The organism is Microbispora sp. NPDC049633 (genome assembly GCF_040675265.1).
Taxonomy (GTDB): Bacteria; Actinomycetota; Actinomycetes; order Streptosporangiales; family Streptosporangiaceae; genus Microbispora; species Microbispora maris.
This window is the reverse complement of sequence record NZ_JBFAOO010000010.1, coordinates 38,788-63,960: the sequence shown is the minus strand read 5'-3', so window position 1 is coordinate 63,960 and position 25,173 is coordinate 38,788. Positions and strand designations below refer to the sequence as shown.

The window sequence follows — 25,173 nt, the reverse complement described above, 5'->3', positions numbered from 1 at the left end:
CGGGCAGGGGTTCCGGGCACGGTTCCGGGGACGCTTCCGGGCAGGGGTTCCGGGCGCGGTTCCGGGCGTGGGCAGGTGCGGGACTCTCGCACCTGCGCCGCTCCCGCTGTTGTCGAGGTGCTGCGGCGGGTTTTCCGCGTCATTGTGGGTGCCATGAGCCAGGAACAGGCCCGCCCCGATCACGGTCATGGGCACGGGCACGGGCACGGGCACGGTCACGGTCATGGGCATGGGCACGGGCATGGGCATGGGCATGAGGGCGGTGCGGGGACGTTCCGGACGCGGATGGCGCATCTGCTGCGCCCGCACTCCCACGAGGCCGCCGACAAGGTCGACCCGGCGATGGAGTCGTCCGCCCGGGGAATGCGCGCGCTGTGGGTGTCGCTGGCCGGTCTCGGCGCGACCACGCTGGTCCAGGCGGTGGTGGTGGCCCTGTCCGGGTCGGTCGCGCTGCTGGGCGACATCCTGCACAACGCGGCCGACGCCCTTACCGCCGTGCCGCTCGGGATCGCGTTCCTGCTCGGCCGACGCCCGCCCACCCGCCGCTACACCTACGGGTACGGCCGGGCCGAGGACCTGGCCGGTGTGGTCATCGTCGTGACGATCGCCGCCTCCTCGATCGCCGCGGCGTACGCCGCGATCGGACGGCTCCTGCAGCCGCAGGAGGTCTCCCATCTGGGGGCCGTCGCGGCGGCGGCGCTGGTGGGCTTCGCCGGGAACGAGCTGGTCGCCCGCCACCGCGTCCGCGTCGGGCGGGAGATCGGCTCGGCGGCCCTCGTCGCGGACGGGCTGCACGCCCGCACCGACGCTTTCACCTCACTGGCCGTGCTGGCCGGCGCCGGAGGGGCCGCCCTCGGCTGGACCTGGGCCGACCCCGCCGTCGGCCTGCTCATCACGGTCGCGATCCTGGCGGTGCTGCGGCAGGCGGCGCGGGAGGTGTACCGCCGGCTGATGGACGCCGTCGACCCCGCGCTCGTGGACCGCGCGGAGGCGGCCCTGCGGGGCACCCCCGGCGTGCTCGGCCTGGGTCAGGTGCGGCTGCGCTGGATCGGCCATCGGCTCCGGGCCGAGTGCGAGGTCGTCGTCGACCCCACGGTCACGGTGGTGGAGGCCCACCGGGTCGCGGCCGAGGCCGAGCACAACCTGATCCACGCGATTCCCCGGCTGACGGCCGCCATCGTGCACGCCGACCCGCTGGCCCACGACGGTGTGGACCACCACGCCGTGCTCGACGGCCACCGGCACGACCACCGCCCGGCGTACTACCCGGCGCCGGGCGCCTAATCCCTGGCGTCCTTCGGCACCGGGTTCGCGGCCAGGTAATCCTGCAGTTCACGATGGCGGAACTGGTAGGCGATCCCCGCCGTGCGAAGCAGGCCCGCGGCGTGACACCAGTCGAGGAACCGCCCGAGTCGCCAGGGCAGCCCGTTGCCGCCGAGACGGCGATTCCACCGCCTGGCACACAGCAGGAAGGCCACGTAGCGCGGGCCGGGCCCGATGCCGAGCACGAGCACGGCCGCGAGCGCGAACCAGGTCACGAGGCCGAGGACGATCCCCGGCCCTGGCCCGGCCTGCAGCCATTCCACCGCGCCGGCGGGCATGGCGAACGTGAGCCCGCCCACCAGGCCGTATTCGGCTCCCCTGGCGAGGTCGTTGCGCAGCACGCCGCGAGGGCCGTGGACCTTGGTGTACCCGTACCCGGCGGCGCCTTCCACATAGACCAGGACGAATCCCACGAAAGCGCCGATGACGACTTCGTATCCCAGCAGCTCCGCGAGCCCTTCCGCCGGGCTCCCGCGAGGTGGCGTGGTGAACAACAACGCCACGAACGAGGCCACCAGCCAGAGCACGAGGTAGATCGCGAGCACGAGGACCGGCACGATACCGAACGTGATCAGGAGCCAGTAGGGGATGAGGACCCGGTCCCCGCGTCGCGGCTCCTGCCAGACGACCCGCCAGGACCCGACCAGCGCGACGGGCAGGCCCAGCAGGACGATCAGCGTGACGACGCCGCCGAACGTGAACGGCAGGCGGACCAGCGCCGTGACCATCGCGCTGGCGGCCAGCAGGGTCGTCGCGGCCTCCAGCACGCCGTGGACGACGCGCACGGCGCGCGGGCCGGCGACCGGCCACAGCTCGTGCAGGACGAGATCGGTGCCGGACAGGGAACGCCCGCCCACCGTACGTCCCGCCGCGTTGGCGTTCAGATAGCCGGCGAGAATTCCCAGCCAGGCGTGGACCTGCCGGGGCGAGTAGTCCCCGTACGCGCTGACGGCCGGGATGAGCTTGGACACGAGATGCTCGCCGATGGCCTCCTCGGTGGGCAGGCGGGTCAGCTCGGCCGGGTCGGGCTGATTCGCCTCGCCGGTCCGGCGACGCCTCCTGTAGACGGTCGCGGCCAGGGTCAGCCGCCACGGGGTGGACAGGGCCCGGGCGAGCGGGCCGAGCTCGAAATCGATCGCGTCCAGCACGTCCGCCCACCGCTTGGTGTCGGCGTCAGCGGCGATGTGACGTTCCAGGAAAGTGAGCGCCTCCCCGGGAGCGACCGGCAGGATCTCGATCTGCGCGGCCTCCCCGGCCCACACCTCCGCGGCGGCCAGCGCCTCGTAGTGGCCCGTACGGCAGGTCACCACGACGCCGGCCTTGGCCGCGCCGTTCAGGTAGAGATCGAGGGCGCTCAGCAGCAGGCCCGCCCGCGAGTCGTGACCCGGCTCCGCGCCGGCGTCCATCTCGTCCAGCTCCTCCAGCACCGGCAGCACCCGCCGGGCTCCGACCAGCTCCATCGCGTCGGCCTCGGGCAGTTTCAGGACCCGTACGAGGTGGTCGGCGAGCATGTCCTCCACCGGCTGGTGATCCCAGGATGCGGCGGGCAGGCGGATCGGCACCGGCTCACCGGGATCCGCCAGCAGGCCCAGCACGAGTTCGACGGCGAGGACGGTCTTGCCCGCCCCCGGCGCGCCCGTGATCACCAACCGGCGTGGGGACAGCGCGCGGTAGTAGTCCGTCGCGCCCGCGAGGCTGCCTGCCGGCGCCGCGCCGGTCAGGCCGTGCGGGGGGACCCGGTGCAGGGAGAACGCGAGGTCGATGACCTTGTCGTCGCGCAACAGCTGCTGGCGCGCCCTGGTCTCCGTCTCCAGCATCCTGGCCCGCAGCGACGCCTCCGCCGAGGCCACACCGGCCCCCGGTCTGCCGAGGGGCAGGAACCAGAGGGTGATCGCCAGGGTGACCAGGGCGCAGACCGCGCTGATGGGGCCCTCGGCGTCCGCGCGCCCGACTCCGGGCAGCAGCCACACGCCCACCACCACGGCCAGGACGGACGCGACCGCCGCCCCGCCCCGGACGGCGCGGCGCAGCGTGCGCGGTCGCGGACCCCTCCTCATGGGCACCGATCATGGCAGTCGGCAGGCCGCGGCTCCGGACAAATGGCAACTTGCGCGGATCGTCCCACTCGCCGCCGAGCCGGTCAGGGGCGGGGCATCGCCATGGCGTTGGGGAAGGGCAGTCCTCCCCCGTCGACGATCCGGGCGGCGAGCGGGCGCAGGAGCCGCGCGAGCCGGGCCGTGCCCGTCTCACCCAGGGCGTCCATCGGCGCCCGCGCGAGGCGTCCGGTGAGGGCCTCGACGGCGTCGCGCTCCCGGCGGCCCCTCTCGGTCATGGCGCCCTCGCGGTCGAGCACGCCGCGCTCGCGCAGCCGCTCGGCCGCGGCCCGCCACTCCTCCTCGGTCCACCCCCGGTAGGCCCGCTGCTCGGGCGGCACGAGCCCGAGCGCCGAGGCGACGACGTTGGCCTCGCAGCCGTCCAGACCGGCGGTGACGAGGGCCGCGACGTGCCCGTCGCCGCGAAACTCGCGCAGCGCGGTGAGCGCGTGCCACAGCGCGGCGAGCGGTTCGCCGGGCGGCGGCAGGGCGGCGTGCGCCGCGAACAGCACCCGCCCGGCGGCCGGGCAGGCCTCCACCGCCGTCCGCGCCAGGCCCGCCGCCTCCCGCACGTCCGCGTGGTCGGCGAGGTCGCCGAGCAGGCGGCGCAGGCACCGGCCGGCCACCTCCAGGCGCGCCTCGAGCGCCATCTTGGGCGGGCAGAACCGCCAGGCGCCGGGGATCGCACGGGCGACCATCGCCGGGGCGAAGTTGTAGAACGCGGCGGTGACGACCTGCGGGGAGACCGCGCCGAGCGCTGCCGACCTGGAGGCGAAATACCCCATCCAGAAGCCCTTGAGCCCTGCCGCGGCGTAACGCTCCTTCGCCTCGGGGGCGAAGTAGACCGGGGCGTGGCAGCACTCGATCAACCGCCAGATCTCGTCCATGCCCGCCAGGCTAGATCACCCCGTACGGCTGCCGCCGGGGGCGGGCGGTGGCCGTACGGGCAGGCGTCAGCCGCCCTGCCGGGCGCGCCGGCACCGGTCTGCTCGCCGGTGTCCCGCCTGGCGCCGTCGCGAGGGTCAGAACCAGCCGCGGTGCCGGGCCATGGCGGCCAGACCGTCGCGCAGCGCCCGCTCCACCATGCCGGGGTGGTCGCCGTACCCGACCCGAAAGCGGTTGTAGACGTCGTGGCTGGAGGTGAGGAACCCGCCCCGCTTGTCCGCCTCCAGGATCACGTCCATCGAGTGCGGCCCGGCGATGAAGGTCAACTCCAGCTCGCTGAAGTGGCGCCGCCACTCCGGACCGGCGTGATACTCGATCTCCTGGTAGAACGGCATGGTCGAGCCCTGCAGCGTACCACGCTCCAGGTCGGCCCGCTTGAAGTGGAAGCCCATGCGGACGAGCGCCCCCAGCAGATGGTCCTGGGCCGGCAGCGGGTTGACGAACAGCGGGTCGAGGTCGCCCTTGTCGAGCGCGCCCGCGAGCGCCAGCTCGGTGGCCACGCCCAGCCGCATACCGGGCAGCGGACGCCCGCCGACCGCGCTGACCGGGGTCTCCCACGGCACCGGGATCGCGAAGGGCAGCGCGCGAGCCTCCCCCGCGCGCAGGTCGAACGGCCCCGACACCGGCGCCTTCAGGAAGCTGTAGGTCGCGTGGTACTCCTGGTCGCCGCGCTCGACCTCCACGACGGCGGTGAAGTCCACGGTGATCCCGTCCACCCTGTGGTCGGACGACCCGCCCCTGAAGCGGACCTCGCCGTGCAGGGTCTCGCCCGGACGCACGTGCGGGTCGGGCAGCACCGTGTCGACCTCGACACCGGCCCCGAACGCGGCCATCAGCTTGCGGAACACCGATCACTCCCTCGGTCGCGGATCGTTCACCGCTGCCAACGACCCGTTCCGCCGCCCGGTTCCCGCCTCACGAGGCGAGCAGGTCGAAGAGGAAACCGACGGCGAACATGGCGAACGCGAGCCAGCGCAGCAGATGGAACGGGCGCGTCCGGTCGATCCCGAAGACGACCGGACGCAGCACGCTCCGGTGGACCCACCAGCGCACGGCCGACCGCGTGTCCCCCGGAGTGACCGCGAGCAGGAGTCCCAGCGCGGCCACGACGCCCAGCGCGACCAGCCGGAAGGCCGAGGCGGACGACTGGATCGACACCGCCAGCCAGAGCAGCGCGGCGGTGGCGGCCAGGAGAGAGACGACCTGGATCGCCACGGTCTGCTCGGCCGCCCTCCCGGCCCGGCCCAGCAGGGTGCGTTCACGCTTGGGCAGGAGCCGGCCGAGGAAGTCGTCGATCCGGCCGAGCACGTGGTCGTGCTGCTCCCGGCAGGGCTCCGGGTGGTCGTGGCGGCATCCGTGCGCTCCGGGCAGCTCGGCGATCACCTCGGTCCAGAAGGAGACCAGCTGCGCGTGGTCGACGCCCTCCGGAGCATGCGCGGGAGGCTTCCTGTGGATCCCCGTCACCGGTTTGACCGCCGGTCTGCCTCCGGACGTCACCGTGAAGAAGAAGCCGTCGTACAACTCCTGCCGCATCCTGGCGTAGCGCTGGACTCTCGCCTCGATCCTGCCTTTGCGCCTGATCCGCTCGTACCGCCGTTCCTGGCGCCCGAGCCAGCGCACCAGCCGGTCGAGGCCGATGAGGTCGAACACGGCCACCAGTCCCGCCGCGAACTGCACGATCTTGCCCAGGCGTCCCCACCACAGCATCGTGTGGCCCCACAGCACGAGGCCGGACGTGGACCGTCCGTCCAGCCAGACGGACACCACGTCGGGCAGGCCGGCGTCGAGGGCCGCCATCGATGTCTCCTCCGGAGTCGGCGAGCACGAGTCGAACAATCGAAAGAACGCTCGCCGCGCCGGACGAGTGCCTGCGGTGTCCTTTCCCGGCCGTCCCGTTCGTCGTACGGACATGATGGGATACGGGGCCGAGGAGGACGAATGAAGTACGTGCTGCTCATCTGCGGCGACGAGTCGGCGGCGGAGCACGCCGGCGACGGGTGCGGCGGATGGTCCGAGACGATGGCGGAGCGCGGCGTGCTCCGGGGAGGCGCCGGGCTGCGCCCGCCGGGTGACGCCACCACGTTGCGCGTGCGCGAGGGCGAGGTGCTGCTGTCGGACGGGCCGTTCGCCGAGACCAAGGAGCAGCTCGGCGGGTTCTGCCTGATCGAGTGCGCCGACCTGGACGAGGCCATCGAGGTCGCCGCCGCCCATCCCGCCGCGGCGTACGGCACGATCGAGATCCGGCCGCTCACGGATCTGTGACGCCGCCGGTCGAGGCCGCCGTCGACCGGGCCTTCCGCGAGGAGTGGGGGCAGGTCGTGGCCACCCTCATCCGCTGGACCGGCGACTGGGACCTGGCCGAGGAGTGCGCGCAGGACGCCTTCGCCCAGGCCCTGCGCACCTGGCGGCGTGACGGCGTGCCGCGCCGCCCCGGCGCGTGGCTGACCACGGCGGCGCGCAACCGGGCCGTGGACCGGCTGCGCCGTGAGGCCACCGGCGCCGCCAAACTCCGGGAGGTGGCGGACATGCTCGCGGCCCAGGACGGCGACGCCGCCGAGGAGCCGGGCGTGCCGGACGACCGGCTTCGGCTGATCTTCACCTGCTGTCATCCGGCGCTCGCGCTGGAGGCCAGGGTGGCGCTGACCCTGCGCACCCTCGCCGGGCTCACCACGGCCGAGATCGCGCGGGCGTTCCTGGTCGGCGAGCAGGCGATGGCCAAGCGGCTGGCCCGGGCCAAGCGGAAGATCCGGCACGCGGCCATCCCCTATCGCGTGCCGCCGGCGCATCTGCTGCCGGAGCGCCTCCCGGCGGTGCTCGCGGTGCTGTACCTGCTGTTCAACGAGGGCTACTCGGCGACGGCCGGCGCCGGTCTCGTGCGGCACGACCTCGCGGCCGAGGCGATCCGGCTGGCCCGGGTGCTGATGCGGCTGATGCCGGACGAGCCCGAGGCGGCGGGCCTGCTCGCGCTGATGCTGCTGCACCACGCGCGCCGCGCCGCGCGGCTGGACGAGACCGGCGACCTGGTGGTGCTGGAGGACCAGGACCGCGGCCGGTGGGACGCGGGCCAGATCGCCGAGGGCGTGGCCCTGCTGGACGGCGCGCTGCGGCGCGGGCGGCCCGGCCCCTACCAGGTGCAGGCCGCCATCGCCGCCTGTCACGCCACCGCCGCCCGCCCCGAGGACACCGACTGGGCACAGATCGCCGTCCTGTACGGGCGGCTCGCCCGGCTGGTCCCCTCGCCCGTCGTCGAGCTGAACCGCGCGGTGGCGGTCGGCATGGCGCACGGCCCGGCCGCGGGCCTGGCCCTGGTCGACGCCCTGCGGGAGACACTGCGGGAGACCGGCGCCCTGGCCGGCTACCACCTGCTGCCCGCCGCCCGCGCCGACCTGCTGCGCCGCCTGGGCCGTACGACCGAGGCGGCCGAGTCCTACCGGGAGGCGGCCGGCCTGGCCGCCACCGACGCCGAGCGCCGCTATCTCGCCCGCCGCCTCGCCGCCCTCGAATAGGTGTCCGTACGGGCCGTTCCCGTTCGTCGGTTGGACGGACACACGTACGGCACGAACGAAAGGCGACGACCGATGGATACGGATGTACGACGGCGGATAGCGGCGGAACGCCGTGAACTGGCGGACCTGCTGGGCGAGCTGCCGCAGCGGTCGTGGGACGCGCCGTCGCTGTGCGCGGGATGGCGGGTGCGGGAGGTGGTCGCGCACATGACGATGCCGTACCGGCGCTCCGGGCTGAGCGTGCTGGCCGGTCTCGTCCGGGCCCGGGGGAACTTCGACCGGCTGGCCGACCGGCTCGCCCGCGAGGACGCGGCGGCGCTCGGCCCCCGGGAGCTGACCGCGTGCCTGCGGGACAACGCCGAGCATCCCTGGCGGCCTCCGGGCGGCGGCTACGCGGGCGCGCTGTCCCACGACGTCATCCACGGCATGGACATCACCGTGGCGCTGGGGATCGACCGGCGGATCCCCGGCGACCGGCTGCGCGTCCTGCTCGACAACGCGCTGTCGCCCCGGAGCCGGAGGTATTTCGGCGTCGACCTCGACGGCGTGGAACTACGCGCCGACGACGTGGACTGGTCGCTCGGGACCGGCACCCCGTTGACCGGCGCCGCCCAGGACCTGGTCCTGGTCCTGTGCGGCCGCCGGCTGCCGGAGGGACGGCTGCGCGGCGAGCCCGCCGCACGCTTCACCCGCTCCGTCCGCTGAACGCGCCGCTTCGGCCGCTGGTCGCAGAAGCCGGGGAGGGCTGTGCCCTTTCGGGCGTCGTGCGCGTTAATGTGCTCGAGATCACGGACCTCTCCGGTCGGAGCGACGGGGCTCCCGGCGAGGTCTCCTCCGCTCCGCGCACTCCTGGAGGCCCTTTCATGCCGTCCCGCTCCGGTTTCGATCCCGACCCGTCGATCAGGAAGCACCGCACCGCCGGCGCCACGCTCACCCTGACCGCGGACGGAGCGCCCCTCGCCGGCCGGGAGGTCGTCGTCGCGCAGCGCCGGCACAAGTTCCTGTTCGGCTGCATCGGGTTCGACTTCATCCCGCTGGCCAACGGCGATACCTCGGCGGGCACCGGCGAGCGGCGGTCGCTGGGCGAGTCCCCCGCGGCCGGGTCCCAGGAGGTCGCCGACCTGTGGTTCGACCTGTTCAACTTCGCCACGCTGCCCTTCTACTGGGGGCAGTTCGAGCCGGTCCGGGGCCGTCCGGACACCGAGCGGCTGCTCACCACGGCGCGGTGGTTCGCCGACCGGGGCGTCCCGGTCAAGGGGCACCCGCTCGCCTGGCACACCGTGACCGCGGACTGGCTGATGGACCTGTCGAACGCCGAGATCGCCAAGGCCCAGGTGGAGCGGATCCAGCGGGACATGACCGACTTCGCCGGCGTCATCGACATGTGGGACGTCATCAACGAGGTCGTGATCATGCCGATCTTCGACAAGTACGACAACGGGATCACCCGGATCTGCCGGGAGATGGGCCGGATCCCGATGGTCCGGATGGTGTTCGACGCGGCCCGCGAGGCCAACCCCCACGCCACGCTGCTGCTCAACGACTTCGACATGTCCGCGGCGTACGAGTGCCTGATCGAGGGTGTGCTGGAGGCGGGCATCAAGATCGACGTGCTCGGCCTGCAGAGCCACATGCACCAGGGCTACTGGGGTGAGGAGAAGACGCTCGCCACGATCGACCGTTTCGCGCGGTACGGCCTGCCCATCCACTTCACCGAGACGACCATCGTCTCCGGCCACATCATGCCGGAGGAGATCGTCGACCTGAACGACTACCAGATCCCCGAGTGGCCGAGCACGCCCGAGGGCGAGGCCCGCCAGGCCGACGAGGTCGTACGCCACTACAAGACCCTGCTGTCCCACCCCGCCGTGGAGGCGACGACCTACTGGGGCCTGTCGGACGGCGGCTGGCTCGGGGCTCCGGGCGGCTTCGTCCGCGTCGACGGCACCCCCAAGCCGTCGTACGACGCGCTGCGCTCGCTCATCAAGGACGAGTGGTGGCTGCCGCCCACGACCATGGTCACCGACGACGACGGCCGTGTCCGCTTCGACGGCTTCCTCGGCGAGTACGAGGTCACCGCGGGCGGCCGGACGGCCGCGTTCACCCTGGACGAGCCCGGAGACGCCGAGGTGGCCGTGTCTCTCTGACGTCTCTCTGACGTCTCTGACGTCCCTCTGACGTCCGCCACCGGCTGCGGAAGATTTTTCGAGATTTCTTCGTGGAAGATGTCGAGAACCGGGGAGCCGGCTTCTACCCAGGGGTGAGCGCGCCCACCGGGGGCGGGCGGCAGGAGGAGCGAGACATGAAATACATGCTGCTGATGCAGTTCGGCCCGCAGAGCGACATCGCCCCGATCGACACCTGGTCGCCGGAGGACGTCAAGGCGCACATCGAGTTCATGGGCGACGTCAACCGCGGGCTCGTCGAGGCCGGCGAGTTCGTCGACGCGCAGGGGCTGGCGATGCCCGACCAGGCGCGGATCGTGCGGGCCGGAGAGGGCGGCGTCCCCGTCGTCACCGACGGCCCCTTCCCCGAGACCAAGGAGTTCCTGGTCGGCTACTGGATCATCGACTGCGAGGGCCCGGAGCGGGCGTACGAACTGGCGGCCCACATCTCGGCCGCGCCCGGCCTGAACGGCGAGCCGCTCAACATGCCCATCGAGGTGCGGCAGGTCATGGCGGGCCCGCCGGAGGAACTGTGACCGCCGCGCATCCGCCCGTCGACGACCTGCTGCGCCCGCTGGCGCCGCAGGTCGTCGGCGTGCTCACCCGGAGGTTCGGCGACTTCGGCGCGGCCGAGGACGCGGTCCAGGAGGCGATGCTCGACGCCTTCGCCCAGTGGCCCGCCGAGGGCGTGCCGGACAACCCGAAGGGCTGGCTCGTCCAGGTCGCGTACCGGCGGATGATCGAGCAGGTGCGGGGCGAGCAGGCGCGCCGCCGCCGCGAGGAACTCGTGGCCGCGCGGTCGCCCGCCGACCACTGGACCTCCCCGGCCGCCGACCTGGCACCCGGGACGGACGGGGACGACACGCTCGTCATGCTGTTCCTGAGCTGCCACCCCGCGCTGACGCCCGCGTCCGCCATCGCCCTGACCCTGCGCGCCGTCGGCGGACTGACCACGGCCGAGATCGGCAGGGCCTTCATGGTGCCCGAGGCGACGATGGCGCAGCGGATCAGCCGGGCCAAGCAGCGCATCAGGGCGTCGGGCGTGCCGTTCCGCCTGCCGGAGCCGGACGAACGCGCCGAGCGGCTCGCCGCCGTGTTGCACGTGCTCTACCTGATCTTCAACGAGGGGTACGCCGCCAGCGGCGGCCCGGGCCTGCACCGCGTCGAGCTGTCCCGCGAGGCGATCCGGCTGGCCAGGACGCTGCACCGCCTGCTGCGAGGTCACCCGCACGGTGAGTGCGAGGCGGCCGGGCTGCTCGCGCTGATGCTGCTGACCGACGCCAGGCGGCCCGCCAGGACCGGCGCGGGCGGCGTCCCCGTTCCGCTCGCCGAACAGGACAGGACCCTGTGGGACCGCGAGGCGATCGCCGAGGGCGTCGCGCTGCTCACCGCCGCTCTGAGCCAAGGCGCCGCCGGGCCGTACCAGATCCAGGCGGCGATCGCCGCCGTGCACGACGAGGCGGCGACGGCCGAGGAGACCGACTGGCCGCAGATCCTCGCGTTGTACGGCCTGCTCGATCGCATGTCGCCCAATCCGATGGTCTCCCTCAACCGCGCCGTCGCCGCCGCCATGGTGCACGGCCCCGCCACGGGGCTGGCCCTGCTCGAACCGCTGGCGGACGGCCCGCTGGCCGGTCACCACCGTCTGCACGCGGCGCGCGCCCACCTGCTGGAGATGACCGGCGACCACCGGGCCGCCGTCGAGGACTACCGTGCCGCGGCGAGCCGTACGGCCAGCGTCCCCGAGCGCGACCACCTCATCATGCGCGCCGCCCGCCTCGCCGCCTCCCTGTGAGCGGTCTCACCATGCGAATCCCGGAGGTCCGCCGGCATCCCGAGCGGTGAGGATGGCGTCATGGTCGATCTCTCCCTCTATCTGGCTTTCGTCGTCGCGGCGGCGGCCCTCTGCGTCGCGCCGGGACCCGACATGATGTTCATCGTGGCCATGGGTGGGCGCGGCGGCCCCGCCACCGGCGTCCTGGCCGCCGTGGGCGTGGCCTGCGGCGCCCTGGTGCACGCCCTGGCCGCGATGTCGGGCCTGTCGGCGCTGTTCGCGCACCTGCCTGTGCTGTACCACGTGCTGCGGTGGGCGGGCGCCGCCTACCTCGTGTACCTCGCGGTCAAGGCCTTCCGCGACCGCAGCACTCTCCAGGGCGACGAGGGCCCGCCGGCCGGCCCCGACCCGCGCCGGCTGCGCGCCTTCTGGCAGGGCATGCTCACGAACCTGCTCAACCCCAAGGTCATCCTGTTCAACATCGCGTTCCTGCCGCAGTTCGTGAACCCGGCCCTGGGACATGTCGCCGGTCAGCTCATCATTCTCGGCCTCACCCTGGTGCTGCTCGGTCTCTGCGTCGACGCCGTCGTGGGCGTCCTGTCGGGACGGCTCGCGTCGGTGCTGCGCCGCAGCCGCCGGGTCGCCCGCGGCCTGAACCTCTTCAGCGGTTCCGTCTTCGCCGCCCTGGCCGTCCGCCTGGTGACCTCACCCGAGTAGAGCCGCCGCCCGGCCGGTCCTTCCCGGCGCCTTCCCCCGCGCCTCCCCGCGTCTCCCCTACGCCTCCCCCGCGTCTCCCCGGCGCCTCCCGGGCGTCAGGGGCGGCGCGGAACCGATCCCGGCGCCAGGCGGCGGGCGAGGAACTCGAGCGCCGCGACGACCTCGGCGACCCGCGCCGGGTCGTCGGTGCCCAGAGCAGCCGCGAGCGGCTCTTCGACACCGGCCGCCCGCACGGCCTCCACCCGCGCGGAGTGCCCGGGCGCCCGCCTGATCACGACCCGGCGCCGGTCGGCCGGATCGGGGGCCGTGACGACCGCCCCGGCCTCCTTCAACCGGGCGACGGCCCCCGACACGGCGCTCTGCGGCAGGCCCGTCCGCGCCGCGATCTCCCCCACCGAGGTCTCCGGGTGCGCGCGCAGGTCGGCGACGACCACCAGCACGGTCCGGACACTGGCGGCCTGCGTCGTTCCCGACGTGGCGATGTCCTCGACCGGCATGGCCTCTTCGCCGATCTTCATGAGGGTCCTGCCGAGCAGGAAGAGGTCGACTCCGTTCACCGCACCAGACTACATCAGACTTGATGCATCAGATCTGATGGATTATCGTCCGGATCACCCCAATGAGAGGACGACCCGTGAACGGCACGCTCCGCACGACCGGCGCCACCGTCTACTACGAGGTGCGCGGCGCCGGCCCCGTGCTCCTCATCTCGCAGAGCGGGGAGGGGGACGCGGACCGGACCGCCGACCTGGTCCGCCACCTGGCCGCCGATTACACCGTCGTCACCTACGACCGCCGGGGCCTGTCCCGCAGCGTCCTCGACGACCCCGAGCGGGGCGCGACCATGGCCGACCACGTCGACGACGTCCACCGCCTGCTCGCCGCCGTGACCGACCGCCCGGCGCACATGCTCGGATGCAGCTTCGGCGCCGTCGTCGGGCTGCACCTGGCCGTCGAGCATCCGGAACAGCTCGGCACCCTGATCGCGCACGAGCCGGTCGCCCCCTCGCTCCTGCCCGCCGCCGAACGGGTCCGTCACGTACGCGAACTGGAGGAACTGCAGGACCTCTACCGTGCGCGCGGCCTCGCCGACGCGTTCGCCAGGATCGCCGAAACGCTGGGCATCGACCCCGTCGCGCAGGACACCGAACCCGGCCTGACCCCGCGGCCTCTCGACGACCGGCGGCGGGCCGGCTTCGACTTCTTCATCCGCAACGACTTCACCGCGATCGCCCGCGACACGCTGGACGTCGCCGCGCTCGGGGACACGGCCGTCCGCGTCATCCCGGCCTTCGGACGCACCACGCCCCGGCACGTCTTCGACCACCGGTGCGCACAGGAGCTCGCGGCGCTTCTCGGGGTCGAGGCGAGGGAGTTCCCCGGCGGGCACAACGGCAACACGACCCACCCCCGCGCGTACGCCACGCGAATCCGCGAACTTCTGGCGACCTGAACCCGAAACCGGCCCGCGAACCGGCCATTCCCCGGCATGCAATATGGCCACAGTTATGGAAAATCCGCCTTTTTCTGGATATCCCTCACTGGGGTGCGCCGCTGGAAGCATGAGATCCGACAACGCCCCCGAAAGGATCTGAAACAGTGGCGACCATTTTCGGCAGGACCCGATTCGGCTTGTCCACGCTGCTCGCCCTCGCGGCGGCGGCGGCCATCGCACCGGCCGCCCCCGCCGCCGCGGCCGACGCCGATTTCGAACTCGAGGTCACCTGGCGCTCGTTCTCCTTCAACGAACGCCGCAGCTGCGATCCGACCGGCCCGATCATCGGCGGCGGCCGTATCGGGCCCCACCCCAGCCCCGAGTGCGGGGACTGGGAACGGATCAACGCGTCCATGAGCGTGGAGGGCGGCGAGGTCGTCGGCCCGTACCGCGTGCGCAACATCGGCACGTGGGACAGAGCTCCGCTCAACTGGGATCGCACAGAGAACTGGTCCAGCACCGCGAATCCGGATTTCCCGGTGTTCATCGGAAGCTCGACGAGCTTCAACGTGGCCGACCGTCCGATGTGCCAGACCGAAACGTACCGCTGGTGCCGCACCGCTTTCGCCAAGAACAACAACACGGTCAAAATCCGCGGGAAATTCGGCGACACCGTCAAGCTGAACATCCACGCCCAGACCACGGACGGCCAGGAAGGCTGCCTGATGCACGACGTGTACAACTGGACGCAGGCACGGGTCGGCCTCTACAACTCGTGGAACCCACGCATCGCGATCATGGCGGTCCGGTACGAGGGTCACCCCACCGATCTCTGCAGGGCCGGTTTCCAGGTGGTGGCGAGGCGGCTCTAGACGGCGGCGGCGCTCTTGACGTGGGATGACGCCGCGCTCTAGGTTGCTGCCGCAGCTGATAATTTTCGTGCAGCAGTCGAAAATTTTCTGGGCGACTGAGAGTCCGCGCGGACCGGGCCCCGCACGGCTCGTCCGCGATCCCACCATTCGGAGTCCGTGTGAAGGTCCTCTACATCGGCGGCACCGGGACGATCAGCTCGGCCTGCGTGGCCGAGTCGGCGCGCCGGGGGCTCGACGTCCACGTGCTCAACCGGGGCCACACCGCCCGGCGCCGGCCACTGCCCGACGGGGTCACGACGCTCACCGCCGACGTACGGGACCGCGACGCGCTCCGCCGGGCCCTGGCCGGGAGCGCGTACGACTGCGTCGTCGACTTCCTCGGCTACACGGCCGAGGACGCGGCGGCGAGGGTGGACCTGCTCGACGGCCGCACCGGCCAGTACGTCTACGTCAGCAGCGCCTCCGTCTACCACAAGCCGGTGCGGCGGGCCCCGTTCACGGAGTCGACCACCCGGCACAACCCCTACCTCGGCTACGCCAGGGACAAGATCGCCGCTGAGGACGTCCTGCGCCGCGCGTACGAGGAGCGCGACTTCCCCGTCACGATCGTGCGCCCCTCGCACACCTACGACGACGCGCATCCGCCGCTGCCCGGCGACTGGACGGCCTGGGACCGGGTCGTGCGCGGCGACGAGATCGTGGTGCCCGGCGACGGCACCAGTCTGTGGACGCTGACGCACGCGGACGACTTCGCCGTCGGCCTGGTGGGCCTCCTCGGCGCCTGGCAGGCGGTCGGCGAGGACTTCCACATCACCTCGGGCGAGGCGCTCACCTGGAACGAGATCTACGAGGTGATCGGGCGCACGGCCGGGACCCGGGCGCGGCTCCTCCACCTGCCCGCCGAGTTCCTGCCGATCATCGCGCCGGACTGGTTCTGGTCCGACCTGATCGTCGGCGACCTCCAGCACACCGCGTTGTTCGACACCACGAAGATCAGGCGGTTCGTCCCGTCGTTCCGGCCGGTCGTCACCTGGGCGGAGGGGGCCAGGCGACTGCACGCCTGGCGGGCCGCACATGCCGAGGAGACCCTGCCCGACGCCGCGACCGACACGGTGCTTGCCCGGCTGGCCGAAGGACACCGGCTCGCCGCGGCCGCCGTGGCACGGCTGGCGCCGGCTACCTCCGACGGCTCGTGACGGAAGGACGCACCCGGATGCCCCTCGACGCCCGCGACGATCCGACGGTCCCGGACCCGGCGCTGCGCCGGCCGTTCGGGCGTACCGGCCTGGCGGTGACGCCGATATGCGTCGGCACCAGTCCCCTGGCCAGCATGCCGGGACTGTACGGGTACGCGGTCGGCGAGGAACGCGCGCGGGCCACCGTGGAGGCCGTGTTCGACGGGCCCTTCAACTTCCTCGACACCTCGAACAACTACGGCGGCGGCAGCGCCGAACGGCGCATCGGCGCCGTGGTCCGCCACCGCGGCGGCGTCCCCGCCGGGTTCGTCCTCGCCACCAAGGTCGACGCGGACCCCGGCACCGGCGACTTCTCCGGCGAGCGCGTGCGCCGGTCGGCCGAGGAGAGTCTGGAACGGCTCGGCGTCGGCCACGTGCCGCTGCTGTACCTGCACGACCCCGAGTTCCACATCACGTTCGAGGAGGCCATGGCCCCCGGCGGGGCGGTGGAGGCGCTGGTCGCGCTGAGGGACGCCGGCGTCGCGGGCAACATCGGCATCGCGGGCGGCCCGGTCGGCCTGCTGCGCAGGTACGTCGCGACCGGCGTGTTCGACGCCGTGATCAGCCACAACCGGTGGACGCTGGTGAACCGCGAGGCCGGCCCGCTGCTCGACGAGGCCCGCGATCGCGGCGTCGCCTTCGTCAACGGCGCGCCGTACGGCGGCGGGATGCTGGTCAAGGGACCCGACGCCCAGCCCCGCTACGCCTACCGGGACACCGGCGAGCCCGTCCGGGACGCGGTCCGCGCCATGCGGAGGGTGTGCGACGCACACGGTGTGCCCCTCGCCGCCGCCGCGCTGCAGTTCTCGCTGCGCGACCCCAGGATCGCGTCCACCATCGTCGGCGTCTCGGAACCGGAGCGGATCGAGGAGACGCTGCGCCTCGCCGCCACCCCGATCCCAACGGGTCTGTGGGACGAGCTCGACCGGCACCTGCCCTCTCCCGCCGCCTGGCTGGACTGATCGCCCGCCCGGCTCCCGGTTGTCGGTCAGGGTTCCGCCAGGAGCCGGCCTGCCGTCATCGCGCCGTGGTCCGGGTCGGCGAAGACTGTTCCATGCGCAAAACCCTCCTCGCGGCGGCCGCTCTCGCCGCGTCGCTCGCCGCCGTGATCCCGGCCCCCGCACTGGCCGCCCCCGCACCGGCGGGCTCCGGCAAGGGGCCGGCGGTGACCTTCGCCCTGATCGGCGACACGCCGTACGGCGACGACCAGCGTGCCCGGTTCCCCGCCCTGGTCGACGCGATCAACTCCGACACCGGCGTACGGTTCGTGCTGCACGCGGGTGACGTGAAGAACGGCTCGAGCACCTGCGACGACGCCCGCTTCGCCGACCTCGCCGCGCTGTTCGGCACCTTCGCCGCCCCATTCGTGCTGACGCCGGGCGACAACGAGTGGACCGACTGCCACCGCACCGCCGCGGGCGGCTACCTGCCCACCGAGCGCCTCGACGCGGTCCGCCGCGTGTTCTACCCGGTGGCCGGCCGCACGCTCGGCCGTCACCCGATGCCGGTGCTGTCGCAGGCCGCGGACCGGCGCCACCGCGACTACCGGGAGAACGTGCTGTTCACCAAGGGGCGCGTCGTGTTCTCCACCGTCCACGTCGTGGGCAGCGAGAACGACCTGCAGCCCTGGTCCGAGCTCCCCGGCGGGGACCGTCCCGCCCTGCGCACGGCGGAGTTCGAGGCACGCAGGAGCGCGGCGCTGGACTGGATCGACGCGACGTTCGAGCGGGCACGCCGCACCCACGCGCCCGGCGTCCTGCTCATGATGCAGGCCGAGCCCGTGCAGAGCCCCGGCTTCGCCGACATCCGCGCCCGCGTCGTCGCCCAGGCCCGCGCGTACGGCAAGCCGGTGCTGCTCGTGCACGGCGACGAGCACGTCTACGAGGTCGAACCCGGGTATGCCGGGGTGCCGAACCTGACCCGGCTGGAGACCTTCGGCTCCACGGCGAGCCAGTGGCTGCGGGTCACGGCCGACCCCAGGACGCCGTCCGTCTTCTCCTGGCGACCCCGGACGGTGCCCGGGGCCTGACCTCCGCCCTTCCTGGGCGCAGTCGCGTCCAGCGGATGGCGCGACGCGCCCGGGGATGGCGAGGCGTGTCCGGGGATGGCGAGGCGTGTCCGGGGACCGCGCTCACAGGAGACCGGCGTCGCGCACCTTCATCGCCACCCGGACCCGGTTGTCGGTGCCGAGCTTGGCGAAGATCCTGGTGATGTTCGCCTTCACGGTGGCGACGCTCATGTAGAGGCGCTCGGCGATCTCCGCGTTCGACCTGCCGTGCGCCACCTCGACCGCGACTTCCAGCTCCCGCTCGGTGAGCCGGGCCAGTTCCTCCCGCGCCTGCGGGAGGGCCGGCCCGGACCCGCCGGTCGCCGCGGCGATCACCTGCCGGGCGACGCTCGGCGACAGCACGGGCTCGCCCTTCGCCACGGCGCGGACCGCCTCGATCATCCGCGGCGGCGGGGTGTCCTTGAGCAGGAAGCCGTCGGCGCCGAGCCGCAGAGCCCGCAGCACCATGTCGTCGGCGTCGAACGTGGTGAGCACGAGGATCCGCGGCGGGCTCGGCCGCGCCCGCAACAGCTCGGTGGTGACCAGCCCGTCCTGGTTGGGCATCCGGATGTCCAGCAGCACCACGTCGGGGCGCAGGTCGCGGATCACGTCCATGGCGCGCAGCCCGTCCTCGGCCTCGCCGACGATGTCGAGGTCGGGCTCGCCGCCGAGGATGAGACGCAGCCCGGTCCGCACCATCGCGTCGTCATCCACTATCACCAGCCGGGTCACGATCCACAGCCTCCCATGGCAATCGGACATCAAGGATGAAACGCCCGTCCTGGATCGTGTGGCTGAGGGTGCCGCCGGCCATCCTCGTCCGCTCCGCCAGGCCCACCAGGCCCAGCCTTCCCCCCGGACCGGGGGCCGAGCCGGGGCGGGCGGGGTTCGTCACCCGGATCCGCAGCTCCTCCCCCGGCCGTCCGCCGAGCTCGGCGGTGACCCGGGCACCCGGCGCGTGCTTGCGCGCGTTGGTCAGCGCCTCCTGCACGATCCGGTACGCGTGCCGGCCCGTCTGCGCGGGCAGCGACTCCCGGCCGTCGATGCCGTCGTCCACGTCGACCCGCTGACCGGCCGCGCGGACCTCGCCGAACAACGCGTCCAGATGGGCCAGATCGGGCTGCGGCGCCTCCACGGCGCCGTCGTCGCGGAGCGTGCGCAGCACCGTGCGCAACTCGTTGAGCGACTGGTGCGCGTTCTCCTGGATGGCCAGCGCGGCCTCGCGCGTCTGCTCCGGCCCGAGGTCCGTCCGGTAGGCCAGGCCGCCGGCCAGCATCGCCAGCAGGGAGATCCGGTGCGCGAGCACGTCGTGCATCTCCTGGGCGATCTTCACCCGTTCCGCCAGCCGCGCCTGGTCGATCCGCTGACGCTGCTCACGCTCGGCGGCCCGCGCCCGCTCCCGCAGGGACATCTCCAGGTCGCGGCGCCCGCGCAGGTAGAGGCCGAACACGGTCAGCCCGCCGAGAATCGTCAGCCCCGTCACCGAGGAGACGACCGCGGCCTGGTCGACGCCGCCCCATGCGGCACCGGCCAGCAGGCACACCACGGACACGAGCGCGACCGGGATCGTCCGGCTCCATCGGCGATGGGTCACCAGGGAGACGTACGCGACATACGCGGGGCCACTCGCCGTGGCCGAGAACGTGGTGAGCAGAGCGGTCGCCAGCGCGATCTGCCACGGCCACCGCCTCCGCCACCGGATCAGGACCAGCCCGATCAGGCCGAGCCCCGTGTCGAACAGCGCCTGCGGGAGGCGGTCGCCGTCGTGCAGGACGAGCCAGGCCAGCACCGTGCCGTGAAAAATCATCGGCACCGCGGCGCACAGGTAGCGCAGCACGGCACCCCGCCTGTCCAGGGGCGGCTGGTAGTCGGGTGGGCCGTGCACAGCCCCACAGCTTAGGGACCACCGCGACCGGGTTTTAGCGACCTGGGTCGACCTGTGGACAGCCTCGGGTATCGCTTGCGGGCGGAAGGGACTGCCGAGCGTCGATTCGCCGTGGACCCCGGCCCGATGCGGCGTCACCCGCGCTCGCGGTGGACTGGACGGCGTGATCGAGTTCAACCACGTCAGCAAGATCTACGGAAAGGTGAAGGCGCTCGACGACGTGACCTTCACCGTCGGGGCCGGGAGCGTCACCGGCTTCCTCGGGCCCAACGGCGCCGGGAAGTCGACGGCCCTGCGCATCCTGGTGGGGCTCGCCCGCCCCTCCTCCGGTTCGGCGGCCGTGCTCGGCCGGCCGTACGCCGAGATGGCCTGCCCGGGCCTGCGGGTCGGCACCCTGCTCGACGCCGGCGCCCAGCACCCGGGCCGCACCGGCAGGGAGGTCCTGACGCTCGGCGCGATGACTCTCGGGCTGCCGCGGGCGCGGGTCGGCGAGGTGCTCGACCTTGTTGGACTCACCGAGCGGGAGAGCCGGCGGGCGGTCGGCGGCTACTCACTCGGGATGCGGCAGCGGCTCGGCATCGCGCACGCCCTGCTCGGCGCCCCCGAGGTGCTCGTCCTGGACGAGCCCGCCAACGGCCTCGACCCCCAGGGCATCCACTGGATGCGCCGCCTGCTGCGCGACCTCGCGGACGCCGGATGCTCCGTTCTGCTCAGTTCGCACCTGCTGCACGAGGTGGAGCAGGTGGCGGACCGCATCGTGATGATCGGCCGCGGCCGCGTGCTCGCCCAGGGCACGGTCGGCGAGCTGAGCCGGGGCCGCGGCCTCGAAGAGACCTTCCTCGACCTGACCGCGCACGCGGACCGAAGCGCGGGCGCCGGCACGTCCCGAACGACCGATGCGAACCGGGGTGCCGCATGACCCGCGCCACGCACCACCCGAACGACATCGCGAAGGCAGCGCCGAGCCCCCGCACCAAGGACGGCATGATGACCGCGACCACACCGATCCCGTTCCACCGACTGCTCGTCGTCGAGGCGCGCAAGCTCGCCGACACCCGCAGCGGCAAGATCATCGCGATGGTCATGCTCGGGCTGGTGATCGCGTCGATCGCCGCGCGTGGCGTCGTCGTCGGGCCGAAGTCGCAGACGCTGGTGGGCACCGCCGGCATCGCCCTCGGCACTCTGCTCCCGGTGCTCGCCATCCTCACCATGACCGGCGAGTGGGCGCATCGCACGGCGCTGACCACCTTCGTGCTCGAACCACGCCGCCATCGCGTCCTCGCCGCCAAGTGCCTGCCGCCCCTGCTCGCGGCGGTGGCGCTCTCGCTGTTCGCCATGCTGGTCGCGGTGCCGATCACGGCCGTCGTGGCCGAGGTCAGGAACATTCCCGCCGATTGGGGAGTCCAGCCGATCTGGCTGCTCGGCTGGACCGGGGTGAACGTGCTCGTGGCCGCGCAGGGCCTCGCCCTCGGCACGCTGCTTCTCAACGCGCCCGCCGCGATCGTGATCAGCCTGTCGACGCCGGTCCTGTGGGCCGTCGTCGGCCGGCTCGGCTCGGTCGGCGCGGGGCTCGCGGAGTGGCTCGACCTCAACACCACCTGCGCTCCCCTGGTGAGCGGCGACATGACCTGGAGCGAGGGCGCCAGGCTCGCGGCGTCGGCGGCCTTCTGGATCGTCCTCCCCATGGCCGCCGGCCTGGTCCGCGTGCTCCGCAGGGAGGTGACCTGACCCCGCGCACGCCCGCGACGGGGGCCGGGCCGGCGACGTGCGCCGGCCCGCAGAGAGGCGGGCACGGGTGACAAAGGTGCGCGCCCGGCCCCGCAAATTCGGCACGGGTGACGAGGTGCGCCGGCCCCATGGCCGGCACGGGTGACGAGGTGCGCGCCCGGCCCCGCGAGGCCGGGTACCGGTGACGCGTGCCTCTAGAGCCGATCGAGGAGCGTGGCGACGCGGTCGGTCTCCGCTGCCAGGAGGCGCTCCGGCACCGGCTCGAACAGCTCCACGAGCGGACGCCCTTCCTTGGCCTCCCACACGCCCGCCACCCGACCCCGGTGGATGACCACGGGCGAGATCCATCCGGCCGTCCGGCTCACCTTGGGCCGCGCGGCCTTCGGCAGGAGCGGTTCCAGGTCACGCGGAGCACCCAGGATGAACTGGTCGAAGCCGGGCAGCAGATGCACGTCCTCGGACGGCGGGCAGGACAGCAGGTCGTCCAGAAGCTCCGCGGGCAGCACGGCGGGCATGCCCTCCACCTCGACCTGCGCCAGCTCGGGCTCCAGATCCCGGAACCAGCCGCGCAGGACGGCCTTCGGCGTGGCGCCGCGGAACAGCCAGGCGTCGAACATCCGGGGAGTGGCCGGGCCGTGGGCGCCGAGGAAGGCGCGGAGCACGCGCACTCCCCCTTCCTCCGCCGAGAGCGCCTCTCCCCCGCCCGGCAGCCAGTCGGCCGGTGCGGTGAACGTGACCCTGCCGTCCCGCGGCGGGCCGTAGCACAGCTCGCCGAGGAAGCTGAGCGGCTTGAGCAGCGCGCCCCAGCCGGACGTGAGGGCCTGTCTGAGGTGGCCGTCCCCGGTCACCTCGATGACCGCCTCGACCAGCTCCTCGCGGGTCAGCACCCGGCCGGACAACGCGCGCGGAACGGCCTCCACGACGGCCTCGATCTCCCCGGCGGACACTCCGTGGCCACGCTGCCAGGCGGCCTTCTCCCAGAACCTGAGCGACCCGAGGGCCGCACGGTAGGCGGGGAACCCGTCGGCGGGAAGGAGGTGGAGCGTGCCGCGCATCGTCCAGGTCTTGACCAGCGTGCGGTCACGCCACAGGGCGTCCTCGATCTCTCCGGGGCGCGGGCTCGCGTGCCGTACGGCGACCGCCAGCGCCGCCGACGAGGCGACCTGGGCCTGCACCCCGCACAGACGCCGCGCGATCGCCACCGCGTCGTCACCGCTCGTGGGCTCGACGAACTGCCGTCTCAGCCTCCAGGCCAGCACCTGCGCCCACGTCGTCTCAGCAGCCACGTCACACTTCTACACCCCGGGTACGACAAGCCGCGCATCGCGAGACGCACGGTCGCGCCGCTCGCCGCCGCGCGACCCGCTCAGGCCCAGGGGACGGTCACCCGAGCCGGCGCAGCAGGTGGTCTCGGACGGCGCGGTCGCCCGGGCCGCCCCGCTCCGCGAGACGTTCCGCGACATACCGGCGGTGAGCCTCGTCCACGTTCCCGCCGTACTTGAACTTGCCGTTGACCTTCTGGATCGCCAGCCGCAGGCCGCGGATGCCCGGCAGGCGCCGGTGGTGCTCGGCGGGGTCGGCGAGATCGTGGTCCAGCCGCGCGAGCTGGGCCCGCAGGATGCCGAGCTTCCCGTCGGGGTCGTCGACGATCTCGGCGTGGCAGACCAGCTGGACGGCCGCGTAGTACGTCGTGGGGATGCCGAGCCGGGGATCCTCGCCGGTGCCCGGCAGCGCCTTCCAGGCCCCCTCGACGTACGCCCAGTCGCCGGCCACCGACATGACCACGGCCGGGTTCTCCTCGATCGCCGACCAGATCGGGTTCGGCCGGGCGAGGTGCAGCAGGATCGTGGACGCGTCGGCGAGGAGGAACTGCGTGGGCACGACCACGGGCACGTCACGGTCACGTCCGGACGCGACGAGGTGGCCGAACTCGTTCGCGCGGACGAAGGCCAGCGCCTCCTCGTCGGCGGCGGAGTCCCAGGGATGGATGAGCACATCCTTACTGTACGCAGAGCCGTCCATTCTCTACAGAAGGGTTCCAAGTACTGCACGACTCGGCGTGGAGCAACGATGAGTGGCCCGATTTCGAGTGGCTGGAATCCGTGCCCGACGACGCATGGGAGCAGGCGACCGGTGCGGACGCCGACGGGCTCTACGCGGCTTACCGGGCACGCGGCCACGACCCGTCGTGCGCGCCGCAACCGAGGGGCGAGGAATGGCACGTCTACGACTGGAACGAGACGGCCCGCAGGCTGCCGCGGATCGGCCGGTACATGAGGGACCTGAACCGCGGCGTCGACGGCTGAGGCCGGCGCTCACACACGCCGCAGGAGCAGGGTGACGAAACCGAGGGCGCCCCGGTAGCCGTCGAGCCACATGTCGCGGTGCTCCCGCATCACGGCGAGCGCCTGGTCACCGTCGGGGCCGGGGTTGTCCGCGGCCCAGCGCGCCAGCGTTCCGGTCCACGACCACTCGTACTCGTCCCACTCAGCCGGGTCGCTCACGTGGGCGTAGACGGTCAGCCACCCCTTGGACTCGGCGGCCTCCACCGTGCCCGCGAGATCCGGGTAGTCGCCGATCGCTTCGAGGACCTCGGGTGCGGGAGACCGTTCCCAGTACCCCTCGCCCACGAGCGCGAGGCCGCCGGGCCGTACGAACCGGGCGAGCGCCTCCATCGTCTCCGTCAGCCCGCCGAAGGCGTGCGTCGACCCCACACACAGCCCGAGGTCGTACGGCTGGGTGGCGGTGAAGGCGTCGGCCGGCGTCGTGTGCAGCGTCAGCCGGTCGGCCAGCCCTCGCCGCACGGCCGCCTCGTTCGCGGACGCCACGGCGTGCGGCGAGATGTCGACGCCGTCGGCCCGCGCGGACGGGTGGAGTTCGAGCGCCCGGAGCGACCACTCGCCCTCGCCGCAGCCCAGGTCGAGGATGCGGGCCTCCTCCGGCAGCGCCGCGCGGCGTAGCAGCCGATCGAGGGAAGCTTCGGAGACGGGCGCGGCGATGGGATGCTCACGATGGGCGATGGCGCTGAGCAGTTGTCGATCCACCGCGCCATCCTGGCAAGCAGGACGCAGCGCCCGCATCTGCTTTGTTCGCGCGCCGGCATTCCGGTGACACGTGCCGGGGCGGCGGTGAATGGGATGAAACGTGCAGCTGCCGGGAAACGCCTGAGCGGGCCGTCTTCGCGACACGCGCGGGACGCCGGGGCACGACGCCCGGCGCCGGAACCGCGTACGCGGCTCGGTTCATGCCGATCAGGCATCACCGGGCGACGAACCGCCGGCGGGCACGCCTTGATCCGCAGACCGAGAAGTCGGGACAATTTCCTCGCCAGTCGCATCGAATCGCATCCCTTTCACCGCCGCCTCGACGGCGGCGCGAGGCGTGCCGTCCGTGCCACCGCGACCCACGAGTGAGCGGAGGACGGCGGCCACCGCAGGGTCGGCCAACC

Annotated in this window: 26 protein-coding genes; 16 read left to right on the top strand and 10 right to left on the bottom strand. The window is 73.0% G+C overall.

The window, feature by feature from the left end; translation table 11 throughout:
* The first annotated feature begins 153 nt into the window (after positions 1–153).
* Entirely contained in the window at positions 154–1,284 is a 1,131-nt protein-coding gene (locus AB0J39_RS04910; RefSeq protein WP_363461916.1) for a cation diffusion facilitator family transporter, read from the top strand.
* On the opposite strand, the gene AB0J39_RS04905 is transcribed toward AB0J39_RS04910, so the two are convergent.
* The 4 genes from AB0J39_RS04905 to AB0J39_RS04890 form a co-directional block, all read right to left on the bottom strand.
* The gene (locus AB0J39_RS04905; protein WP_363461914.1) at positions 1,281–3,380 is read right to left on the bottom strand and encodes a hypothetical protein; all 2,100 of its coding nucleotides are present in this window, start codon (positions 3,378–3,380) and stop codon (positions 1,281–1,283) included. The genes AB0J39_RS04910 and AB0J39_RS04905 overlap by 4 nt on opposite strands.
* Positions 3,381–3,463: 83 nt before the next feature.
* Positions 3,464–4,303, bottom strand: coding sequence for a hypothetical protein (locus AB0J39_RS04900; protein ID WP_363461912.1), 840 nt, complete (start codon positions 4,301–4,303; stop codon positions 3,464–3,466).
* Positions 4,304–4,438: 135 nt separating this feature from the next.
* Entirely contained in the window at positions 4,439–5,209 is a 771-nt protein-coding gene (locus tag AB0J39_RS04895; RefSeq protein ID WP_363461910.1) for a sporulation protein, read from the bottom strand.
* Positions 5,210–5,276: 67 nt separating this feature from the next.
* Positions 5,277–6,158, bottom strand: coding sequence for a hypothetical protein (locus tag AB0J39_RS04890; RefSeq protein WP_363461908.1), 882 nt, complete (start codon positions 6,156–6,158; stop codon positions 5,277–5,279).
* Between the two features lie 141 nt (positions 6,159–6,299).
* Here AB0J39_RS04890 and AB0J39_RS04885 point away from each other — a divergent pair, with 141 nt between their 5' ends.
* From AB0J39_RS04885 to AB0J39_RS04855, 7 genes are all read left to right on the top strand, one after another.
* Positions 6,300–6,623, top strand: a complete 324-nt coding sequence (locus AB0J39_RS04885) for a YciI family protein (protein ID WP_363461906.1) — start codon at positions 6,300–6,302, stop codon at positions 6,621–6,623.
* On the top strand, positions 6,620–7,867 hold the full coding sequence (locus AB0J39_RS04880) for a sigma-70 family RNA polymerase sigma factor (protein ID WP_363461904.1): 1,248 nt from the start codon (positions 6,620–6,622) through the stop codon (positions 7,865–7,867). Before AB0J39_RS04885 ends, AB0J39_RS04880 begins: the two co-directional genes overlap by 4 nt.
* Positions 7,868–7,939: 72 nt before the next feature.
* The gene (locus tag AB0J39_RS04875) at positions 7,940–8,572 is read left to right on the top strand and encodes a maleylpyruvate isomerase family mycothiol-dependent enzyme (protein ID WP_363461902.1); all 633 of its coding nucleotides are present in this window, start codon (positions 7,940–7,942) and stop codon (positions 8,570–8,572) included.
* Between the two features lie 158 nt (positions 8,573–8,730).
* Positions 8,731–10,014 carry an endo-1,4-beta-xylanase gene (locus AB0J39_RS04870; RefSeq protein ID WP_363461900.1) on the top strand — a complete coding sequence of 428 codons (1,284 nt, stop codon included), beginning with the start codon at positions 8,731–8,733 and terminating at the stop codon, positions 10,012–10,014.
* A 155-nt stretch (positions 10,015–10,169) separates the two neighbouring features.
* Positions 10,170–10,568 (top strand): YciI family protein, encoded by a 399-nt coding sequence (locus AB0J39_RS04865; RefSeq protein WP_363461898.1) that lies wholly within the window; start codon positions 10,170–10,172, stop codon positions 10,566–10,568.
* Positions 10,565–11,827: a DUF6596 domain-containing protein gene (locus tag AB0J39_RS04860; protein ID WP_363461896.1), complete on the top strand. Its 1,263-nt coding sequence runs from the start codon at positions 10,565–10,567 to the stop codon at positions 11,825–11,827. Before AB0J39_RS04865 ends, AB0J39_RS04860 begins: the two co-directional genes overlap by 4 nt.
* A 60-nt stretch (positions 11,828–11,887) precedes the next feature.
* On the top strand, positions 11,888–12,523 hold the full coding sequence (locus AB0J39_RS04855) for a LysE family translocator (RefSeq protein WP_363461894.1): 636 nt from the start codon (positions 11,888–11,890) through the stop codon (positions 12,521–12,523).
* A gap of 95 nt (positions 12,524–12,618) precedes the next feature.
* Here the strand turns inward: AB0J39_RS04855 and AB0J39_RS04850 are convergent, their stop codons facing one another.
* On the bottom strand, positions 12,619–13,080 hold the full coding sequence (locus AB0J39_RS04850) for a helix-turn-helix domain-containing protein (protein ID WP_363461892.1): 462 nt from the start codon (positions 13,078–13,080) through the stop codon (positions 12,619–12,621).
* A gap of 77 nt (positions 13,081–13,157) precedes the next feature.
* Between AB0J39_RS04850 and AB0J39_RS04845 the strand changes: the two genes are divergently transcribed.
* From AB0J39_RS04845 to AB0J39_RS04825, 5 genes are all read left to right on the top strand, one after another.
* Complete coding sequence (locus AB0J39_RS04845) at positions 13,158–13,976, top strand: alpha/beta hydrolase (RefSeq protein WP_363461890.1); 819 nt, start codon at positions 13,158–13,160, stop codon at positions 13,974–13,976.
* Between the two features lie 179 nt (positions 13,977–14,155).
* Positions 14,156–14,830 carry a hypothetical protein gene (locus AB0J39_RS04840; protein ID WP_363461888.1) on the top strand — a complete coding sequence of 225 codons (675 nt, stop codon included), beginning with the start codon at positions 14,156–14,158 and terminating at the stop codon, positions 14,828–14,830.
* A 158-nt stretch (positions 14,831–14,988) separates the two neighbouring features.
* Entirely contained in the window at positions 14,989–16,026 is a 1,038-nt protein-coding gene (locus AB0J39_RS04835; protein ID WP_363461886.1) for an NAD-dependent epimerase/dehydratase family protein, read from the top strand.
* 17 nt (positions 16,027–16,043) lie between these two features.
* Complete coding sequence (locus AB0J39_RS04830) at positions 16,044–17,027, top strand: aldo/keto reductase (protein WP_363461884.1); 984 nt, start codon at positions 16,044–16,046, stop codon at positions 17,025–17,027.
* A gap of 92 nt (positions 17,028–17,119) precedes the next feature.
* A complete protein-coding gene (locus AB0J39_RS04825; protein ID WP_363461882.1) occupies positions 17,120–18,094 on the top strand; it encodes a metallophosphoesterase in 975 nt (324 codons plus the stop codon).
* A gap of 102 nt (positions 18,095–18,196) precedes the next feature.
* On the opposite strand, the gene AB0J39_RS04820 is transcribed toward AB0J39_RS04825, so the two are convergent.
* Both AB0J39_RS04820 and AB0J39_RS04815 read right to left on the bottom strand, forming a co-directional pair.
* Entirely contained in the window at positions 18,197–18,844 is a 648-nt protein-coding gene (locus AB0J39_RS04820; protein ID WP_363461880.1) for a response regulator transcription factor, read from the bottom strand.
* Complete coding sequence (locus tag AB0J39_RS04815; RefSeq protein WP_363461878.1) at positions 18,819–19,997, bottom strand: histidine kinase; 1,179 nt, start codon at positions 19,995–19,997, stop codon at positions 18,819–18,821. Before AB0J39_RS04815 ends, AB0J39_RS04820 begins: the two co-directional genes overlap by 26 nt.
* Positions 19,998–20,160: 163 nt before the next feature.
* Here AB0J39_RS04815 and AB0J39_RS04810 point away from each other — a divergent pair, with 163 nt between their 5' ends.
* Positions 20,161–20,916 carry an ATP-binding cassette domain-containing protein gene (locus AB0J39_RS04810; RefSeq protein ID WP_363461876.1) on the top strand — a complete coding sequence of 252 codons (756 nt, stop codon included), beginning with the start codon at positions 20,161–20,163 and terminating at the stop codon, positions 20,914–20,916.
* Positions 20,913–21,725: an ABC transporter permease gene (locus tag AB0J39_RS04805; protein WP_363461874.1), complete on the top strand. Its 813-nt coding sequence runs from the start codon at positions 20,913–20,915 to the stop codon at positions 21,723–21,725. Before AB0J39_RS04810 ends, AB0J39_RS04805 begins: the two co-directional genes overlap by 4 nt.
* Before the next feature lie 194 nt (positions 21,726–21,919).
* Here AB0J39_RS04805 and AB0J39_RS04800 read toward each other — a convergent pair whose 3' ends face one another.
* Positions 21,920–23,011 (bottom strand): winged helix DNA-binding domain-containing protein, encoded by a 1,092-nt coding sequence (locus AB0J39_RS04800; RefSeq protein WP_363461872.1) that lies wholly within the window; start codon positions 23,009–23,011, stop codon positions 21,920–21,922.
* Between the two features lie 97 nt (positions 23,012–23,108).
* Complete coding sequence (locus AB0J39_RS04795) at positions 23,109–23,720, bottom strand: FMN-binding negative transcriptional regulator (protein ID WP_363461870.1); 612 nt, start codon at positions 23,718–23,720, stop codon at positions 23,109–23,111.
* Positions 23,721–23,827: 107 nt separating this feature from the next.
* On the opposite strand from AB0J39_RS04795, the gene AB0J39_RS04790 reads away from it, so the two are divergent.
* Entirely contained in the window at positions 23,828–24,031 is a 204-nt protein-coding gene (locus AB0J39_RS04790; protein WP_363461868.1) for a hypothetical protein, read from the top strand.
* Between the two features lie 9 nt (positions 24,032–24,040).
* Here the strand turns inward: AB0J39_RS04790 and AB0J39_RS04785 are convergent, their stop codons facing one another.
* A complete protein-coding gene (locus tag AB0J39_RS04785; RefSeq protein WP_363461866.1) occupies positions 24,041–24,769 on the bottom strand; it encodes a class I SAM-dependent methyltransferase in 729 nt (242 codons plus the stop codon).
* Positions 24,770–25,173 lie beyond the last annotated feature (404 nt).

What these genes read in the sequence shown, in the direction of transcription:
- AB0J39_RS04910 (WP_363461916.1), top strand. Translation starts at nt 154, where the DNA reads ATGAGCCAGGAACAGGCCCGCCCCGATCACGGTCATGGGCACGGGCAC.
- AB0J39_RS04905 (WP_363461914.1), bottom strand. Translation starts at nt 3,380, where the DNA reads ATGAGGAGGGGTCCGCGACCGCGCACGCTGCGCCGCGCCGTCCGGGGC.
- AB0J39_RS04900 (WP_363461912.1), bottom strand. Translation starts at nt 4,303, where the DNA reads ATGGACGAGATCTGGCGGTTGATCGAGTGCTGCCACGCCCCGGTCTAC.
- AB0J39_RS04890 (WP_363461908.1), bottom strand. Translation starts at nt 6,158, where the DNA reads ATGGCGGCCCTCGACGCCGGCCTGCCCGACGTGGTGTCCGTCTGGCTG.
- AB0J39_RS04885 (WP_363461906.1), top strand. Translation starts at nt 6,300, where the DNA reads ATGAAGTACGTGCTGCTCATCTGCGGCGACGAGTCGGCGGCGGAGCAC.
- AB0J39_RS04875 (WP_363461902.1), top strand. Translation starts at nt 7,940, where the DNA reads ATGGATACGGATGTACGACGGCGGATAGCGGCGGAACGCCGTGAACTG.
- AB0J39_RS04870 (WP_363461900.1), top strand. Translation starts at nt 8,731, where the DNA reads ATGCCGTCCCGCTCCGGTTTCGATCCCGACCCGTCGATCAGGAAGCAC.
- AB0J39_RS04865 (WP_363461898.1), top strand. Translation starts at nt 10,170, where the DNA reads ATGAAATACATGCTGCTGATGCAGTTCGGCCCGCAGAGCGACATCGCC.
- AB0J39_RS04855 (WP_363461894.1), top strand. Translation starts at nt 11,888, where the DNA reads ATGGTCGATCTCTCCCTCTATCTGGCTTTCGTCGTCGCGGCGGCGGCC.
- AB0J39_RS04830 (WP_363461884.1), top strand. Translation starts at nt 16,044, where the DNA reads ATGCCCCTCGACGCCCGCGACGATCCGACGGTCCCGGACCCGGCGCTG.
- AB0J39_RS04825 (WP_363461882.1), top strand. Translation starts at nt 17,120, where the DNA reads ATGCGCAAAACCCTCCTCGCGGCGGCCGCTCTCGCCGCGTCGCTCGCC.
- AB0J39_RS04805 (WP_363461874.1), top strand. Translation starts at nt 20,913, where the DNA reads ATGACCCGCGCCACGCACCACCCGAACGACATCGCGAAGGCAGCGCCG.